Here is a 17,424-nt window from a genome sequence, read left to right as displayed (position 1 = left end):
CCTACTCGATTTAAAAAATATCTTTAGTCCAATCAACTTATTATTAAATTCATATTTTATATAAACTACTTTAATAAGAATTGATATGTTAACTATTCTTATTATGAAAGGGAAATTTGTATGTATTTAATAGAATTGGTGAGATGGAACATTACACAAGGAATTCCTAACAAACCTTATGCTAATACAGACTATATAAAAGCAGATGCTAATATACAAGGCATTAACAGCGCTATTCAGTATGCAAAAAACAACGGTTACTCTGGTGTTATCCTGCCAAAAGGCACATATGCAATTTGCTATCCTAAAGTAATAAAGATGGTAAGTAACTTTACATTTGATCTTAATGGATCTATATTAAAAGTTATTTACGATTCAGATAGAAAATCTCCGTTTGATACAAGAACAACTTCTGATTACTATAATTTTAGAGGTAATAGTATCGAATTCGACAATGTCAGTGATGCCCATTTGACTGGAGGGACTATCATTGGCTGCAGAGATGATAGAAGCTTCTCAAATGCTGCTCAGGAGCGGCGTATGGAACACACATATGGTGTGGTCTTTACAAAAAGCACAAGATATTGTTCTATAAAAAATTGTATTGTAAGAGATTATATGGGGGACAATGTTACATTTACTAGTTCATCTATAAGAGAACTTGCGGAATTTAATCTAGGCTTAACTTTAAATAACTTAGACTATACCTCTGGACAACCGATTTCTTCCTCGACCACTTTAGCCTCTTCTTTTATCACTATCCCAACTGATGCAGTATTTTCATCGTTCCTTATAGCTGGAGCTGGATATACGAGATTGACTGCTTTAACAACAAAAGATGTGGATGTCTTTTTTTACAAATCAGACAATTCTTTTATTGGAGTTTTGAAAAAAAGAAAAATCTACAATGATATCTCAATCCCACTAGGTGCTGCTAAAATGAGATTTGTCTTCTTCAATGAAACGAATCCCCTCAAAAACATGCAAATTACTCTTAAATTTGGTTTAATCCCACATCATAACGTTGTAGAGTACAATGAAATCTTTAACGGTCACCGTGGAGGAATCTCTCTTGGAGGCAGTTACAATATTGTTCAGCACAATACGATTCGTGATAATGGGAAGGGAACCAACAGTTTCTTGGATGGAAAACCGATCTTTAGTGATCCTACAAGGTACGGAATTAATCAGGAAGACTCATTTGGGGATAACTGTGTTATTAGAAATAATTTAATTTATGGCAGTAATCATGGTATTTTAGCAGGGTGCTATTCTATACAGATTGAAAACAATCACATATACAATATGGATGGAATTGGGATTAATCTTTATAGCTTATTGTTCGCAAGTGTTAAAGGAAATGTAATCTATAATTGTACAACCAATATAGGACTAATGAGTTCGAATTTTGGAAATGCATATGTAAACATTCAGGGTAACAGTTTTACAGGAGGAAACTTATCATTTTTTGGCAACACTTCTTATCAAGTAAATTTTACAGACAACAATCTAGTAGACATCACTAATTTAAATATGGGGACAAATAATGTTAACAATGTGTTTAGAAATAACCGATTAAAGTTTTCAAATGTTTCTGGAACTCCTTCGATTACTGCTAATGTGATAGAAGATTGTATCTTTGACTCAACTGTTCCTAGAGATTTTCTATTGCGTGTGTACAAGTATAAAAATTGTATATTTAATAATTTCAGAATGACTGTTCAAACGGTTAATGGTACAACAGTTAGTGAGAAGGTGAAAATTAGCGACTGCGAATTCTTAAATTGCACTCTTACTAATTTAGTGTTTGGGACGAAAGATCGAGAAATGTATATATTCAACTCAAAACTTACTAATACAATTGTTAAAGTTGGAAATATAAATACTCAGGGATTTCCAGCACAGACATTTCTAGAAAAATGTGAAATCATTTCAAACTCACTGACATATCTATTTGCAACAGATTTTAACCAGCCAAATGGATTGATAAAATTAGTTGATTGTAATATTACCATCTCAAATTCATCTTTTTCTTATTTTATTCATCATGATAAACCAAGTGTATGGTCAGTGTTCACCTTTTTCATGAAAGATTCAACAGTTAAATATACAGGTTTAAATGCTATAAATCCAAATTATTACAATAACTCAAGGCCAATGATTAATTTTATTTCTGCTAACAACAACTACAAGAATATAAATCTACCACCAGGAGAAGCTGGTATCTTTATAGGATATGATGTGGACGACACATATAAATCAACTATTTCATTACTGCCGGATGGTAATGGGTTTTCGGCAACCGCAAATCATAATCTTGGTTCATCCGAATTGTATGTTATATGTTTGTCATCGACTAATGAAATCGTTTATCCTGCTATCACTATCTTAAATTTGAACTCCTTATTAATTAAATCCACTACAAATAACCCTTTAAATCTAACAGTAAAAAAATTATAAATTTTTCGTCCATTTCACTCGCTTGATGAAAATGAGTGAATTCTTTTTGTATAATACTCTTTAACAGCTCTAAATTTATGTTTGCCATTTTCATAACTCAGATATTCAAAGTCAAAAAAGTCCACATAAACCCTCAAACTCCGATACTCCCGATCCCTGATTTTTTCATATTCCCACCACTTACCGTAATTCTTTGGTAACGATAGTAGTTCTGGATATTTTATTTCACCAAACACCCTATAAACGATTCTCAACGTTCTCTGAACTCTTTTCAATGTCTTATCTTTCTTTGCTTGTATAAACAGAGCTTCAAAGCAAATCTTATTATCTAAAACATACACCATTTGGATTACATCAATAAAATGCCGTAAAGAATCCAAATTATGACGCCATGAATGAAGCACAATCATATAATAAGCATGCTGGTGAGAGAGTTCTTTAATATGTTGATAAGCCATTATAGGAACCGCATCATTCCAAAACTCAATAATGTCCAGATCTGAGGTATTTTCTTTTAGTAGGTTCCAATGTATTTCGACTCTTAATGGAATGGAGGAACCAGGCAAATCCAATCTGTAGCTGCAATGAAAGTGATCTTTAGGACCTTCATCTTCATAGATGAATCCTAGATTTCTTAGTAATTCATCAACCGATTGTCTGTCCTTTTGATGGATCAATAAGTCAATATCAGAAGTAGATCTTGCAGCGATATGTCCAAAGTATTTTTCCGCAAAATAGACACCTTTCAAAGGGATGGTGTCTATTTTGCTGGTTTCAAATAATTTTAATATCTTTTCCATTTGTACTTTAATAAAAAGGTTTTGATGCAGGATTTGATCTGTTGCTTTTTTTAAGTATTCAGTGACAAAAGCAGGTGTTTCGTTCAGACGGTCTTGTTGTCTTAATAGATGATAAACTTGAGGTTCAATCGAGAAATGCTTAATGTCTTCTATTAAGTTCTTATAATCGTTTTTCTCTTCTGGTAATTTTGTTTGATTATATAATGATTGTAAAAAGTGAATGATCATCTTTCATCCGTCCTTCATAATTAATGAGAGATTGCATGTAAAGAAGGCATCTTTTCATTTGCATTTAATTGCAGGTGGGATAATTTCTTATATAGACCATCTTGTGTTACCAACTCCTCATGTCTCCCCTTCTGAACAATTTTCCCTTCATCCATAACAACAATAAGATCCGCATGCTGGATCGTTGATAATCGGTGGGCGATAATGAGGATCGTTTTGTTTTTGATTGCGGTTAATGCTTCTTTGACAAATTGTTCACTCTCACTGTCCAAAGCAGATGTTGCTTCATCTAATAATAGGATAGGAGCCTTTTTTAGGATGGCTCTAGCGATGGAGAGCCTTTGTTTTTGCCCGCCTGATAGGCGAACGCCTCTTTCGCCGACTTCTGTGTCATACTGATTTGGCAATGTCATGATAAAATCGTGAATGTTTGCTTGTTTTGCTGCAGTGACGAGCTCTGGATTTGAAATGTTTGGCCGTGCGAGCAGGAGGTTATCTTTGATTGTACCAGAGAAAAGAAAGGTTTCTTGCGCAACATATGCGAAAGAACTTCTTACAACAGATGGGGGAAGGAGTTCTGCTGGATTGTGATCCAGTGTAACCATTCCGCTGTCTGGCTGATAGAAGCCTTGGATGAGGTGAAAGAGTGTTGATTTTCCTGCACCGCTTGGCCCGACAATCGCAACTGTATCGCCTGCTGGTATATCTAATGTCATGTTATCTATCGAATTTTTTTGCTGATCGTAACTAAAGGTCATGTTCTTCAGTTGAATAGAGCCTTTGATTTTTGATGGAACGTATTCAGGAAGATGGTTTCCCTCAACTTCTTCATTTAATACATTTGATAGTCTTTCAACTGCTGCTGCTGAACTTTGGAAGCTGCCCCAAATTCCTGCTAAACCTGTAAGCGGTGAGATCAGATGCTGCATCAGAGTAACGAAAGTGAGCAGGGAACCAACTGTAATCATAGATTTAGAGACAAAATAAGCTCCCAGGCAAAGTCCCGTTATAAAAGTGATAGAAGTAATGGCTTCTCCGCCAATATAAAAAAAGCCCCGGAGCTTAGTATTTTTCATTTCCAATGTAAAGAGATCCTGGTTTTGATTGCTTTGCTTTTGGGCCATTTTTTTCTCCAAAAGGAAAGATCGAATGACGGATAAACCTTGAAAAATTTCATTAAGCGTACTATTTATGTCACTGATTTTAGTGAACATTTTTCTGTTGTTGTTTCTGAGCAAAATGCCAAAAACAGCCCCAATAACAACGGCAAGAGGGATCACAGTAAAGCCTATTAAAGCCATCTGCCAGTTGATCATAAACATGTAAACAGAAACAGCAGCAAATGTTAAAGGGAGCTGAATGAGATAAAGCAAATTGCTGCCGATGACCCCTTCGATGCAATTGATATCGTTTGTGAAATGAGTCATTAAATCTCCAGTTCGCATATTTGATGTTTTTTTCACTGGCAGAAGAAGAAGATGCTTTAACACGTGGTCTTTAAGTTCGAGTTTAACTTTGTTGATTGTTAAGGACTCTAAATATGTGTAAAAGTACGTTGATGCCAAACTTATGATTAGTAAGCCGAGGCCAAGAGGGAGCAGCCGTTTAAGTTTTTCCGTTTCACTTTGAACGGCAGCATCTGTGATCGTTCCAAAGAACCAGGCAAATCCTATCGTTAAAAATATTTGTAAGAGCATAATTAAAAAAAGAGAAATGTAGGAATTTTTGTATTTTAATAGATAAGGACCCAGTAAATTGAATGTCCTGCGGATATCTTCTATTAGAAACATATTTTTGAACGCGATCCATTTCTTTTTAATCATGATGCTGCACCGTGTTTTCTATTTAAAAATAAGCGGAACAGCCTTGCAGAAAAGGGAGTTGAAACGACAACTTTACTATATAGGAATGCAAAAGGATTATGCATATGGATCATTCCTTTATTTTTTTGAACAGATTCGAGACATCCAATAACTTGAGGAGGCGAAACTGGCTCATCCAGGCGTACGTTTGTATCGCCTTTTAAAAAGAAATGCCCATTTTCGTACCGGTATAAGCGGTGGGCAATCATTTTTCCTGATTTTGAATAGAAAAGAAGAATATCGCCTTTTTTGAATTTTTTGTCACTGAATTTAGTGAATCTGCAAATGTCACCTTTTTGGATAAAGGGATACATACTGAAGCCCTCAGCAGGCAAGTCGATCCACCCGTGCTTTTCAATGGTCGCTTTCAAAAGATTAATTGTTTTGTAATCAAACCGCATGTTCGATCAATCCGCATTTTTTCAGTTCTTTAAGAAAGCACTGTAGCTCATTTTCAACATTGGGGTTTTTAAACTCAGCTTCATAAGACAGAATTAGTTCATCCAAAGTGTGTGCATCTTTTAGTAATGACCAGCAGAAACCGCCTGTTTCATTTAATTTTGTAATAGTGTATTGCCCGGAGTGCAGAATCATCCATTCTCCATCAATTTCAACAGTTTCGCAATCCGGTGCTTGTTTATAAAAAGTCGTCATGAAATCAGCTCCCAAAATCGATTGTTTTTCTGAAAATAAAGATCATAAATGTCAACTTGTTCTACGAGTAATCTAAGCATCGGAAGAATTCGCTTTGTTTCATCTTTTTTGCTGGGCCAATAGAATACTTTATCCAACAATGTTAAAAGTGCAGATGATTTATCAATCCGGCTTCTTTCTATTGAAAGAGATTGATGAAGGAGGTCAATGCTAAGCAGTTTTGTATTAAAAACAGGAGCCTGTCCATGCAATTCACTTCTGAATGGTGAGTCATAGGCCAGAATTCCGTCTTTATTTATTTTTATGATTGTTGCTTCGTCTGATAATAGCGGGCGGGGTGAAGATAGTTTGGCTGCTGTTGATTTACCTGCTCCAGAATGTCCTGTGAAAATGTGTGCTCCATTTGTCTCAAGAACACAAGACGAATGAAGAAGTAACCCCCAATTTTTATGAACAATAAAAGAACTGTAAAGATTCATTAAAGCGTGTTTTAGTGCAAGTTCCTTGTGAACGTGCACTTCAGCCTGCGTGTATTTTGGGTCAACTGTAATTTTGTAATCTGCTCTTTTAAAAGAGATGGAATTATGGGTTTCAGAAACCTCGACATCATAATTTAAAAAGGACTGGCCGTATCCTACCGCAATAAATATCGATAAATCTATTTTTCTGCCATTATCTATAAAAAGGAATTGGTGAGTTAAAAATTCAACTAGTTTCTTATTTTCACAATGCAGTCTTATGTTATGCTCACCAATTTTAGTATCTATTAAGGTCATATAGTTCTCCTCAATCATCATATAAAGAAGGCCATAATATTTATGGACCTTCCTAATTTAGTTTTTATTTTCCTTTACCATTGCCATTTCCAGGTGCCCCAGCCCCGCCAGGAGTAGGATTAGGATTTCCAGGAGGGAAATTAATGCCGCCATTACCATTTCCAGGATGATTCTGATTTCCTTTACCTGGATTCCAGCTCTGAGCTGTCTCAAACCGAATCGGCTGATGACTTAAAACCATTGGACGTGATACATTACCTTCATGTTCATTCTTCATATTAGGCCTCTTTTCTTATTGGTATTCTTTATAAAGAACGAAAAGGTTGCAAAATCATTTCAATTCAGAATAGAATAATAGATTTTTGTTCTTTATAAAATAATTATAGTTCTTATTAACTTGCATTGAAAGTTTTAATTTTCGACAAACAGTACTATTTTCACATATTATAAGAAAAAATATATATTCGTTTAAAAAGGCGTACATTATAAAAGTTTGACTATATAATCGAATTCCTGATATATTTGCTTATATAATCGAATTTGCAGGAGGTTCTTTAAATGCCCAAACACCCAGCCTCAATCTTCATCATGGACATCCAAAATTCTTCAGCAGAAGGAATGGGTGAAGAATTATCAGCCTATTTAGAAAAAATGGTAAAATGGATTAAGACATGGACAAATGAAGAAGTGATTGTGAAGCATCGCAGGGGAGATGAAATGATTTTGATCGCAAAGGGATATTCCACTGCCTATGCTATTGCCCATTTCATCAGTGTTATTTGGAAGCTGCGGGACAATCCTCCATATTTTGGAGTTTCTTTTGGGGACATCAATAGAGAACTAAAAGAGATTGATATAGAAACGTGGATTCATCCGATGATAAAGCTTGCAAGAGAAGCGAATGAATCTTTGAAAAAAGAGGGAGCAGACAAATCACAGTTCAGATTCCATCTGAAAGAGAACCACTATGAAATGCAAGTGTTAATCAATTCGCTCTTAATTTTACGGCAAAAAATAATGAATGAACAAACAGACATCCAGAGAGTGGTGTTTTCATTATATGAGATTTTCCGTCAGCAAAGAAAAATTTCCGGCATTCTCAGCAAATCACCATCAACGATTTCAAGTCATTTTAAAAAAGGCAGCGGCGAGGAATTAGAAATGATTTTCGCTAATTTGACAGCTGTCACAAACTCGCTTCAGCAAAAAGAATTCCCTGATTCACATCAAGCTCTTACAGAACTGCAGCAATCCATCCGCACCCATTTACAGATGAACATCAGCGAATGGTATGGAAACGAGGAGGGAAAGGGGAACCTATGATTTTATTAAGTCTCATTCTGGCTCATTTAATTGCTGATTTTTTTCTCCAATCGGATGAGATGGTGAGAGAAAAGCTGAAGAATTTGAAAAAGCATATGCTGCATCACTTATTGGTGCTTTTACCGGTCATCCTGTTGTTCTGGGCGTTGTCCTATGATTTTGCTAAACCGCTGCAAAATGCAGTTTTACCAATTTTGTTTTTATTGGGCACTCATTTTCTGATCGATTTTCTGAAAATTAAACTGCTGGACAGGACAACCGACCATCAAAACATAAAAAAACTGTTCTATTTTATCGCTGATCAGATCATCCATTTGGCCATGCTTATTACTGCATGTCATTTTTTCTTTCAAGTGACGATTACTGGATTGCAGGAAAAAGGAATTGAGCTTTTAACAGAGAATTCTTCTTTGAGCATAGCGAATGCAGTTCTTTTTATTATCATTATTGTGATTTTGGTGACTAGTGTGAGCGGGCATATTATTCGGATCCTGCTTGGGACGCTGCCGGTTCAGCTGCTTTCGTTTGAGGGAAGGTATGCTTTTAAGAATGAGCGGAAAGAGGAGCACATGAATGGTGCGGGCGGACTTGTTGAAGAGTACAATTATTATACGTTTAATAAGCATGATCTTTCCCGCGGAAAGCTGATCGGTTACATAGAGAGGCTGCTTGTCATTATTTTAACTTTTTATAGTGCATATCCTGCGATCGCTTTTATTGTGACGGCTAAGTCGATCGCGCGATTTAAGCAGATGGACGACCGGAATTGGGCTGAGTATTTTCTTCTTGGGACTTTAACATCCATGCTTCTTGGCATTTTCTTTGGCTTGCTGCTGAGGGAAGTTTTAATTTAACTGCAGGAGATGATGTGTGTGAGGCAGATTATAGCGATGGGAGGCGGCGGTTTTAGAATGGAACCTGAAAATCCGCTGCTTGATCAATACATATTGAAACAAAGTATGAAGGATCTTCCGAAAATATGTTTTGTGGCGACTGCTAGCGGGGATCAGAATCAATATATCGAGCGGTTTTATGACGCCTTTCAAACCCAGCCGTGTGTGCCTGATCATTTGGCTTTATTCGATCCTCATTTTCATGATCTGGAGGATTTTGTCCTGTCGCAGGACATCCTTTATGTTGGAGGCGGCAGTACGAGAAACTTGCTGGTTTTATGGAAAGAATGGGGATTAGATTCAATCATTAGAAAGGCGTATAGGAACGGGACGATTCTTGCCGGCTTGAGTGCGGGAGCCATTTGCTGGTTTGAAGAGGGGCTGACAGATCCAATGAATGCTCCGCTGTATAAATTGGACGGACTTGGCCTTCTGCATGGAAGCTGCTGCCCTCATTATGATGGGGAGGAAAAACGCAGACCTGCTTATCAAGAGCATATTTTGTCCGGAAAAATGAAAGCGGGATACGGCCTTGATGATGGTGCTGCCATTCACTATATAGATGAAAAAACTTATAAATTTGTCAGTTCAAGACAAGATGCTAAAGCGTTTTTTATCGAAAAATCAGAAGATTCCATATACGCAGAAGAAAAAATTCCATTTTATCTGGGTGAAAAATAATGGAGCTGTTTTTTAAATACAATTGGCAGGTAAGAGAAGAGTGGTTTGAATGGTGCAAAGATTTGTCTGAAGATGAATTGCGGAAAAAACGGACAGGAGGGGTTGGCACGATTATCGGAACATTGCTTCATATTATTGATGTGGAATACAGCTGGATCAATGTCCTTAAAGTTGATGAGGTCATCGACTTTACAATCAGGGAATACGACTCACTTGAAAAGATTAACCGATTATCAAGAGAGCTGCAGCCAGAAATGATCTCTTATCTTCAAAAGTGGACCATTGCATGTGAACATGAAAAAGTAACTCCCTCATGGATGGATGGCACCTATAAAAAAGGGGAAATTATCCGCCATGTGATTGCCCATGAAATCCACCACATTGGACAGCTATCTGTCTGGGCAAGAGAAACAGGAAGAGAACCTGTCGGAGCCAGTTTCATAGGCAGAGGATTTTTATAATAAAAAAAGCTGGATACCCAGCCTTTTAAAATGATTCATTCACTTCCCAAGATTCGACTAATTGATAAGCAGCATTGTAATCATATCCTTTTCCGAGCAGATAGGACATGGCGGCTACTTCCATTAGTGCATGCTGGTAAGAAGTGAAATGTGCTTCTTTTAAACCATGCTGTACAATAGGCTGAACTGCACTTAATGTTGACATTTTTAGTTGCTGCATGACTGGTTTAGGATATCGTGCATATGAATATGGCATGTAAGGATACATGTTAAACCTCCTCAATATGGTCATCATTAGCATATGCAGGCTATATAGCTAAGTTCCTGTATTATTTTTTTGATAAAAGCAGATACTATCAAAAAAAGTAAGGATGTTGAAAATGGAAAAAACGATGATCAAAGGCCTGTTTGCTCTTTGTGCGGTCATGTTCCCTTTTGTAATACGGAAACCTAATGTAAAGGAAATGCTGATTGTCTTTTTTGCAAAGGGGATATTGTCTACCCTGATAGATGCTTATGTGGTCAATACAAAAAGAGTCGAATACCCTGTAAGGCCATTTCCAAAAATTTTTAAAACAAATATTTTGTATGATATGGTGTTTTTTCCGTTATTAAGTGTGATTTGGGTCCGTCAATCCTACAAAGATAATTTGCCGGGGATCTTGCTGAAAAGTTTAACTTGGAGTGTGCCGATGTCCATTGCGCAATGGTATATGGAAAAAAGGACCCGCTTATTTAAATGGAAAAAGTGGTCAGTCTTTCATACTTTTGCAAGCGTCAGCTTTACGCTTTTTACGATAAGAGCACTTGCTGATTTAGTGAAAAGGACAGATAAAAATGCATATACATATCAGGACTATTAATTAGAAATGGGATCTTAGGCAGATCCCATTTCTTCTTTTCGGTCAATTTTCAAATTAAAGACGAGGCCAACTAATACAAGCAGTCCCCCAAGTATTTTCCCTTGAGACAATTCACCAAGTGTAAAGTAGTCAATCATGATTCCCGTAAATAACTGTCCAATGAATATAAATAGTGTTAAATAAAAAGCAGAAACTTTCGGCGTGAGATAGCTTGAGAGAAAGATGACGATGACACCTGCTGCACCGCCTAAAAAAGCCCATATTGGAACATGATCCAAGTTTAAAGACGAAAGGGAAACAGCTTCACTGCTGAATAAAAGAAAAATAATCGATAACATCAGACCAGTCACAAAATTAATGAGCGTTCCTTCAAACAAGCCGATTTTGTCTGCAAGGTTGGAATTGATGATTCTTGCGATCACAATAGAAACACCAGCTAAAATAGAAATGATCAAGTAACCCATTGTTAATACCTCCTTAATAAAACGTCATTACGGCACTGCCAAACAGAATAAAGGCAAGACCGATGCATTTTGTTTTGTTGAATTTTACAGTTTTCATGCCAAGCAGACCATAGTGATCAATGATAATGGCAGCCAGCGACTGACCCAAGAGACCAAGTGCAATCGTGACCGATACCCCAAGAGACATGACACTAATGTTTGAAAAAAGAACAGTAACCACTCCAATGGCACCGGCGCTGTACAAATAAAGAGGCAGCCCTTTTTGCAAACGAATCTGTTTTTTTATAAATAAGAAAACGGCGGAAATAGAAAGAAGCCCGACGAGATGAATAGCAACACTTGAAGTGTAATTTCCTATGCCATTTGATAGTTCTCCGTTAAATACAATCATGATGGCAATAAAAGCGCCAACAGCAGCAGAGGTCAGGTTGTACAAAAATATTCACTCCTTCTATAGATATCTTGTTTCATTATCCACATATAAAAGAGGTATAATGATGACATATGTCACATAATTAGAGGTTTATATGAAAAAAATAATCAATCAGCCATTGTTTGAAGAGTACCTGTCCATAAACAAAATTGCCGGCTACTTTTCCTCAGATATGAAAGAATGGATGGAACTCTATCTTTTTTCAAAAAATGAATACCTATGCCGGGAAGGTTCAGATATGGATTATCTCTATTTTTTTGTAGATGGTCGAGCGAAGGTTTACACGACATTAAGCAACGGGAAATCACTGCTGCTTTCATTCTATGAGGGATTTAAAGTGCTTGTAGATGTAGAACTGTTCCAAATTCGCGGAGCGGCATCAAGTGTTCAGGCGATTGACGATACATATTGCACTGGCATCTATTTGCCGCCGGTTAGGGAGAAACTGCTGCGGGATCCTGTATTTTTAACCTTTATGGGCTTTTCTTTATCCGACAAGCTGAACAAGCTTTCAAAAAACAGCTCCATAAATTTGTACTATCCGCTTGAACACAGGCTTTCAAGCTATATTTTGGCTACCGGGGTGAAAAAGGAACGCATCCTTTTTAAAGAAAACCTTACGTACCTCTCTGAAATGCTCGGCACAAGCTATCGGCATCTCCTGCGGACGCTTGATATGCTTTGTAAAAGAGGAACAATCCGAAAAAGAGAAAATACTTATGAAGTAATGAATGAAAGCGAACTGCGTAGCCTTGCAGGGGATATTTATCGATAGAGAAGACTTAAAAAAGAGTTGAGTTTGCTTTCAATAAAAATGCAGAGGCTGTCCTCTGCATTTTACTTTTTCTCAGGATAAAGCAAATAATTTAATACACTATTTAAAAGTAAAATTAAAACGATAAATGCTATTCCAGGACCTAATACAATCCACGGTGCTGTCATCAAATCAAATTTGCTTTGGCCGATCATGCCAGCCCATTCACCTGACTGAGAAAGAAAGCGTTCTTCATCCCCAAAGATTCCGCCAGGTTTATCTCCGCCAATATAAATTTCAAATACCCCTAAATAAATGAGCAGCAAAAGGGTTTGAATAACCTGCTGGAAAAAGATAATCAGAATTCGTTTTCTCAGCACGGGTAATATGTGTTTGAAAATAACATGTCTATTGCTGGCACCCAAATGATAGGAAACTTCAATATACGGTTCTTTAAGGGATTGCTTAATTTCGCCGGAAAACAGGAGCATGACCGGTGCAATTCCAACGATGACAATAACTGAAAACTGAAAGGCAACCAAAGATGTATATCCAATTTCATCTCTAATAAAATTCACAGGCCAGATCAGGACAAACACCAAAATGAACGCAGGTATGTACTGAAAAGGGATCAAAAAGCACTTTACAAATGATTGGATGGCTCTTGGCAAAAACACAAAAATAGATCCCGCCGCCACAGCAGCAAATGTTCTAAGAATGGAGACTCCAAGAGCTAAAATGATTGTGTATTTTGCTCCTTGTAATAATCTGAGGCCTAAATCATTTCCATTTCTGTCTGTGCCAAATGGCTGCTGAAGAGATGGGGGAAAAGGAGCTTTTCCTGTTAAATCGCCATTTTTATCGTATTTGATGATCACAGAGCTTGTCTCGGTTTTAAATTCAAACTCATAAATAAAACTGGAAAGGAGAAGCAGGCCAATAAGCACACATGGAAAAAAGACAAATAATCCTTTCTTTTTATTCATATTGAGTACCTCTCAATAACAAAGAGACCCATTTTTCAACCATCCACTTCAGAAAACCGAATGGAATCAGGATAAGCAGAATGCCAATTGCGATTACTTCCTGTTCCTTGTATCCAAATAAAAAGCCGGTGATTCCATTCATTTGGAATAGATATTCAACCGCCACTAAACTAGATAGCATAAACCAATAAATAGAGGAAATGTGATGATACAAAGAAATAAATACATTGCGTAAAACATGCGCAAAGAGAATACGAAGATTAGAGACTCCTTTAGCTTTTGCAAACTGGACGTATAGTTTTTCTTGCTCCTCTTCCAAAATGATGATAAGTGAGCGGATCATCAGTGCGATTGGAACAAAACTCAGACACAGAATCGGAAACAGGTAGACCTTATCTTCTAAGCCATAAATCTGAAGCATCTTGATTCCCGTGCTTTTGAAGAATGAGATAACGGCGTATTGCAGAGCCAAAATCAAGATTACATCCGGAATAGATTCAAAGACCATCAGGATGCCGCGGGCGATTTTGCGGGCATGAGATGAAGAAAGGATATACATGATAGAAAATAGAAATGCTGCAGTCAGCGAAATCAAAAATGAAAGGAATAAGATGCTGATCGAATAAAAATATGCATTAAAAATAAAAGGAAACAATTCCAGCTCTTCTCCGGAGCTTACAAACGTTAAATCAAATGGAGTAAGAATCTCAGCGGTTATCCGTCCAATGGCATTTAGATAAGTTAATGGGAAAAATCCAAATTCAACAGGGAAACCATCTTTTTCTAAGAAGACTAAAGAGGGTAACGCTGCAATACTGCAGATGCCCAGCAGTATTGGGATTAATTTAAATAAGAGGTTAACGAATTTTTCAAGTCTAATAATTAACATATATGGCAGACACATCCTTCGGCACATTCTATTGTACCAAAAGTAAAAAGGTAAATACCGAAAAAATTCATATTATGATAGAATGTAAATTGTATAGTTTAGCAGGAATATTCCAAACTTTAGCCCTATTAATTGTTCCACATCTAAACAGAGATAGAAATACATATGATTTTTTTGCAAGAATTAGGGGTGCTTTTACTAATGACAGCTTCAGACGAATTAATTCGGTTTTTAGATGATAATATTTCAACCTTTATCGCTGCATGGCGCCAGAAAATTACGATTTCAGAAGACGATCTTCATCAGGAAGAAGTAGAGAAAAACGGGATGAGGATGTATGACTTGGTGAAAAAAACGATTCAGTGTCCGTTAAAATCAGATGAAATTGATTTTCTGGCAAGCAAAGTAGCTCTGGAACGAGTAGAAGCAAATGTTAACATCGGCGATTTCATAAATAATGTGAACCTTGGAAGACGGGAAGTCATCCGGTATATTGTCAGTTCCGGAATACCGCGAAGCGACCTGCAGCCGTATATTGAAGAAATAAATGTTCTTTTTGATCAGTTTTCTTACTTTGCTGTGAAGAAATACACGGCGGTTAAAGAAGAGATTCTCCAGGAGAAAATTTCATTCATCGATCAAAGCCATAAAGAGAGGCTGACCATTCTGGGTCAAATGTCATCAAGCTTTGTTCATGAATTCAGAAATCCGCTTACTGCTGTAAAAGGCTTCATTAAACTCATGCAAAATGAAAATCCTGATTTAAAGTACTTGGACATTATCAGTCATGAGGTTGATCAGCTGAATTTTAGGGTATCTCAATTTCTCCACGCCTCCAAAAAAGAGACAATCGAAAGTAAACGGGAACTGCTTGATCTCAGTGAATTACTTGATGAGGTTCTGGCATTTATGTATCCAAGTCTTCTTGACGGAAGCGTTAAAGTTCAGGAAATTTCAAAAAGACAAACCAGGGTTATTGCGAGCAAGGATGAACTAAGGCAAGTCTTTTTAAACCTGTTGCTCAATTCGATTGATGCGCTTCAAAAAATTGAGACTGACCGTACGATTACGATTGAATTTGAAATGATAGATGATAAAACATTCGTACATATAGGAAACAACGGACCTATGATTCCGCCTAAGCAAATTCAGTCGATCTTTGAACCTTTTTTCACAACAAAAGAATTAGGAACGGGGATAGGCTTATACATCTGCAGGAAAATAATCGAAAGTCATCAAGGGACGATTTGCTGCTCGTCTGATGAGAAATCCACCCGTTTTTCATTATCCCTTCCGCATATTACCGCATAGCAATAGACCTGGATCCTGATCCAGGTCTATTTTAAATTTTTGATAAGCTTTGATGTGATTATGGCCATAAATAAAGTACTGATAATAAATCCGATCAGCATTTCAGAAGCGGCTATCATATTAGAGATCACACCAATTGATGTAATGTCCCCGAAACCGGTTGTGGTGAATGTTGTAATACTATAGTATAAGAAATCATCACCTGAAAGTTCTTTTCCTGAGAACTTAAAGGATTTTTCTCCTTTAATTCGGTATATTTGCAAGTAGAGATTTGCATAGGTTGTAATGATAAAGCTAAGGAGAAGACCAGAACCAGTAAAGATACTTTGAAGGTTTTCCTCTGTTTTTGGAATAGAGATAATAAATTCAATTAGAAAATACAAACAAATGAGCAGCATCACTAATAAAGCTGCAAAAAGTATGTTATGAGGTATATCATGTGTTAAAAATGTTTCTGCAAGAAGCAGGGTTACCATGAATATGTTTAGAGCAAGGTAGATATAAAGCTTTTTTTTATTAAATTCTCGTTTTGCCAGCATAGTTCCCTCGAAAAAATGTATTTTTCTTATTTTCTCCTTCCATGAAAATCTCATACAGTATACTTTTTTTCACTATCTATCACAAAAGTGCGTACTTGTTAAATATGTCGATTTATCTAATAATGTTTTTATCACGAAAAGAGAAAGAGAGGGGTAACATGCAGCTTAGAGTATCAGCTGTTCAATATGATCTCCATACAATCAGTTCTTTTAAAGAATTTGCAGATCAAGTAGAGCATTATATGAAAACAGCAGAAGAATTCGGGTCTGACTTTGTGCTTTTTCCGGAGTTTTTCACAACTCAGCTTATGTCAATTGGAGATAAAGAGGGAAAAGCATTAACTATAAATGATTTACCTGATTTTACAGATCAGTACTTGGAATTGTTTACGTATTTATCCAGAAAAATGGGAATGCATATAATTGGCGGAACGCATGTTATTAAAAGAGAGGGCCGTCTGTATAATGTAGCGCATTTATTTTATCCGGATGGACGGATTGCAGAGCAGGCGAAACTTCATATCACTCCAACAGAAGTGCATGAGTGGGATATGACGCCTGGAGACGAACTTGAAGTATTTGAAACAGAAAAAGGAACCATCGCCATGCTGACTTGCTATGACATTGAGTTTCCTGAGATTGTGCGCATCGCTAAAGCAAAAGGAGCCGATGTCATATTCTGCCCGTCATGTACGGATGACCGCCACGGTTTCCACAGAGTGCGATATACAAGTCATGCACGCGCAATTGAAAATCAAGTCTATGTCGTCACAACAGGTACTGTAGGATCACTTCCAACTGTTGACTTTATGAGAGGAAATTTTGGACAAGCAGCTGTGATTACGCCGAATGATGTACCGTTTCCTCCTAAAGGAATAGCGGCAGAAGGCGAAATCAATCAGCCTATGCTTGTAACAGCAGATCTTGATCTTGAGCTTCTTTATAAGGTCCGTGCGAGCGGTTCTGTTACCACATGGCGTGATCGACGCACTGATTTATACCCTGATTGGGAAGCGAAGCAGGGGGATCGGACTCTGCTATAAGGAG

21 protein-coding genes are annotated in these 17,424 nt (G+C 37.0%); 9 read left to right on the top strand and 12 right to left on the bottom strand.

Translation table 11 applies throughout. The annotated features are described in order from the left end of the window. Positions 1-120 precede the first annotated feature (120 nt). Positions 121-2,460, top strand: a complete 2,340-nt coding sequence (locus AC3ISE_RS11010) for a right-handed parallel beta-helix repeat-containing protein (RefSeq protein WP_489224224.1) — start codon at positions 121-123, stop codon at positions 2,458-2,460. 14 nt (positions 2,461-2,474) lie between these two features. Here AC3ISE_RS11010 and AC3ISE_RS11005 read toward each other — a convergent pair whose 3' ends face one another. The 6 genes from AC3ISE_RS11005 to AC3ISE_RS10980 form a co-directional block, all read right to left on the bottom strand. Further along, positions 2,475-3,488: a nucleotidyltransferase family protein gene (locus tag AC3ISE_RS11005; protein ID WP_489224223.1), complete on the bottom strand. Its 1,014-nt coding sequence runs from the start codon at positions 3,486-3,488 to the stop codon at positions 2,475-2,477. 20 nt (positions 3,489-3,508) lie between these two features. Further along, complete coding sequence (locus AC3ISE_RS11000) at positions 3,509-5,311, bottom strand: ABC transporter ATP-binding protein (protein WP_489224222.1); 1,803 nt, start codon at positions 5,309-5,311, stop codon at positions 3,509-3,511. Further along, positions 5,308-5,751, bottom strand: a complete 444-nt coding sequence (locus tag AC3ISE_RS10995; RefSeq protein ID WP_489224221.1) for a S24/S26 family peptidase — start codon at positions 5,749-5,751, stop codon at positions 5,308-5,310. Before AC3ISE_RS10995 ends, AC3ISE_RS11000 begins: the two co-directional genes overlap by 4 nt. Further along, positions 5,741-6,004 carry a PqqD family protein gene (locus AC3ISE_RS10990; RefSeq protein WP_489224220.1) on the bottom strand — a complete coding sequence of 88 codons (264 nt, stop codon included), beginning with the start codon at positions 6,002-6,004 and terminating at the stop codon, positions 5,741-5,743. Before AC3ISE_RS10990 ends, AC3ISE_RS10995 begins: the two co-directional genes overlap by 11 nt. Next, positions 6,001-6,780 (bottom strand): hypothetical protein, encoded by a 780-nt coding sequence (locus AC3ISE_RS10985; protein ID WP_489224219.1) that lies wholly within the window; start codon positions 6,778-6,780, stop codon positions 6,001-6,003. The genes AC3ISE_RS10990 and AC3ISE_RS10985 overlap by 4 nt, the downstream gene beginning before the upstream one ends. Positions 6,781-6,844: 64 nt before the next feature. Beyond that, the gene (locus AC3ISE_RS10980; protein WP_489224218.1) at positions 6,845-7,057 is read right to left on the bottom strand and encodes a hypothetical protein; all 213 of its coding nucleotides are present in this window, start codon (positions 7,055-7,057) and stop codon (positions 6,845-6,847) included. Between the two features lie 281 nt (positions 7,058-7,338). Here AC3ISE_RS10980 and AC3ISE_RS10975 point away from each other — a divergent pair, with 281 nt between their 5' ends. Genes AC3ISE_RS10975 through AC3ISE_RS10960 form a run of 4 tightly spaced genes read left to right on the top strand, consistent with a single transcriptional unit; the run spans position 7,339 to position 10,138 of the window. Further along, a complete protein-coding gene (locus AC3ISE_RS10975; RefSeq protein ID WP_489224217.1) occupies positions 7,339-8,103 on the top strand; it encodes a hypothetical protein in 765 nt (254 codons plus the stop codon). Continuing rightward, complete coding sequence (locus AC3ISE_RS10970; protein ID WP_489224216.1) at positions 8,100-8,957, top strand: DUF3307 domain-containing protein; 858 nt, start codon at positions 8,100-8,102, stop codon at positions 8,955-8,957. Before AC3ISE_RS10975 ends, AC3ISE_RS10970 begins: the two co-directional genes overlap by 4 nt. An 18-nt stretch (positions 8,958-8,975) precedes the next feature. Continuing rightward, the gene (locus tag AC3ISE_RS10965) at positions 8,976-9,677 is read left to right on the top strand and encodes a Type 1 glutamine amidotransferase-like domain-containing protein (protein WP_489224215.1); all 702 of its coding nucleotides are present in this window, start codon (positions 8,976-8,978) and stop codon (positions 9,675-9,677) included. Next, the gene (locus AC3ISE_RS10960) at positions 9,677-10,138 is read left to right on the top strand and encodes a DinB family protein (protein ID WP_489224214.1); all 462 of its coding nucleotides are present in this window, start codon (positions 9,677-9,679) and stop codon (positions 10,136-10,138) included. Before AC3ISE_RS10965 ends, AC3ISE_RS10960 begins: the two co-directional genes overlap by 1 nt. A gap of 25 nt (positions 10,139-10,163) precedes the next feature. Here the strand turns inward: AC3ISE_RS10960 and AC3ISE_RS10955 are convergent, their stop codons facing one another. Beyond that, the gene (locus AC3ISE_RS10955; protein ID WP_489224213.1) at positions 10,164-10,406 is read right to left on the bottom strand and encodes a hypothetical protein; all 243 of its coding nucleotides are present in this window, start codon (positions 10,404-10,406) and stop codon (positions 10,164-10,166) included. 112 nt (positions 10,407-10,518) lie between these two features. On the opposite strand from AC3ISE_RS10955, the gene AC3ISE_RS10950 reads away from it, so the two are divergent. Next, complete coding sequence (locus AC3ISE_RS10950) at positions 10,519-11,001, top strand: CBO0543 family protein (protein ID WP_489224212.1); 483 nt, start codon at positions 10,519-10,521, stop codon at positions 10,999-11,001. Positions 11,002-11,015: 14 nt separating this feature from the next. On the opposite strand, the gene AC3ISE_RS10945 is transcribed toward AC3ISE_RS10950, so the two are convergent. Both AC3ISE_RS10945 and AC3ISE_RS10940 read right to left on the bottom strand, forming a co-directional pair. After that, positions 11,016-11,465, bottom strand: coding sequence for a DMT family transporter (locus AC3ISE_RS10945; RefSeq protein WP_489224211.1), 450 nt, complete (start codon positions 11,463-11,465; stop codon positions 11,016-11,018). A 13-nt stretch (positions 11,466-11,478) separates the two neighbouring features. After that, positions 11,479-11,901, bottom strand: a complete 423-nt coding sequence (locus AC3ISE_RS10940; protein ID WP_489224210.1) for a DMT family transporter — start codon at positions 11,899-11,901, stop codon at positions 11,479-11,481. A 91-nt stretch (positions 11,902-11,992) separates the two neighbouring features. Here AC3ISE_RS10940 and AC3ISE_RS10935 point away from each other — a divergent pair, with 91 nt between their 5' ends. Continuing rightward, a complete protein-coding gene (locus AC3ISE_RS10935) occupies positions 11,993-12,673 on the top strand; it encodes a cyclic nucleotide-binding domain-containing protein (protein WP_489224209.1) in 681 nt (226 codons plus the stop codon). A gap of 62 nt (positions 12,674-12,735) precedes the next feature. Here AC3ISE_RS10935 and AC3ISE_RS10930 read toward each other — a convergent pair whose 3' ends face one another. Together AC3ISE_RS10930 and AC3ISE_RS10925 are read right to left on the bottom strand one after the other, a co-directional pair. Continuing rightward, positions 12,736-13,638 carry an ABC transporter permease subunit gene (locus tag AC3ISE_RS10930; protein ID WP_489224208.1) on the bottom strand — a complete coding sequence of 301 codons (903 nt, stop codon included), beginning with the start codon at positions 13,636-13,638 and terminating at the stop codon, positions 12,736-12,738. Beyond that, entirely contained in the window at positions 13,631-14,527 is an 897-nt protein-coding gene (locus AC3ISE_RS10925; RefSeq protein ID WP_489224207.1) for an ABC transporter permease subunit, read from the bottom strand. The genes AC3ISE_RS10930 and AC3ISE_RS10925 overlap by 8 nt, the downstream gene beginning before the upstream one ends. 201 nt (positions 14,528-14,728) lie before the next feature. Between AC3ISE_RS10925 and AC3ISE_RS10920 the strand changes: the two genes are divergently transcribed. Further along, positions 14,729-15,838 (top strand): histidine kinase N-terminal domain-containing protein, encoded by a 1,110-nt coding sequence (locus tag AC3ISE_RS10920; RefSeq protein WP_489224206.1) that lies wholly within the window; start codon positions 14,729-14,731, stop codon positions 15,836-15,838. A gap of 26 nt (positions 15,839-15,864) precedes the next feature. Here AC3ISE_RS10920 and AC3ISE_RS10915 read toward each other — a convergent pair whose 3' ends face one another. Next, entirely contained in the window at positions 15,865-16,377 is a 513-nt protein-coding gene (locus AC3ISE_RS10915; RefSeq protein ID WP_489224205.1) for an ion channel, read from the bottom strand. A 158-nt stretch (positions 16,378-16,535) separates the two neighbouring features. Between AC3ISE_RS10915 and AC3ISE_RS10910 the strand changes: the two genes are divergently transcribed. Then, a complete protein-coding gene (locus AC3ISE_RS10910; RefSeq protein ID WP_489224204.1) occupies positions 16,536-17,420 on the top strand; it encodes a carbon-nitrogen hydrolase family protein in 885 nt (294 codons plus the stop codon). Positions 17,421-17,424 lie beyond the last annotated feature (4 nt).

This window comes from Metabacillus sp. KH_069 (assembly GCF_057838075.1).
Note: the sequence above shows the minus strand (reverse complement) of the source record. Positions and strands in the feature narration are given on the sequence as shown.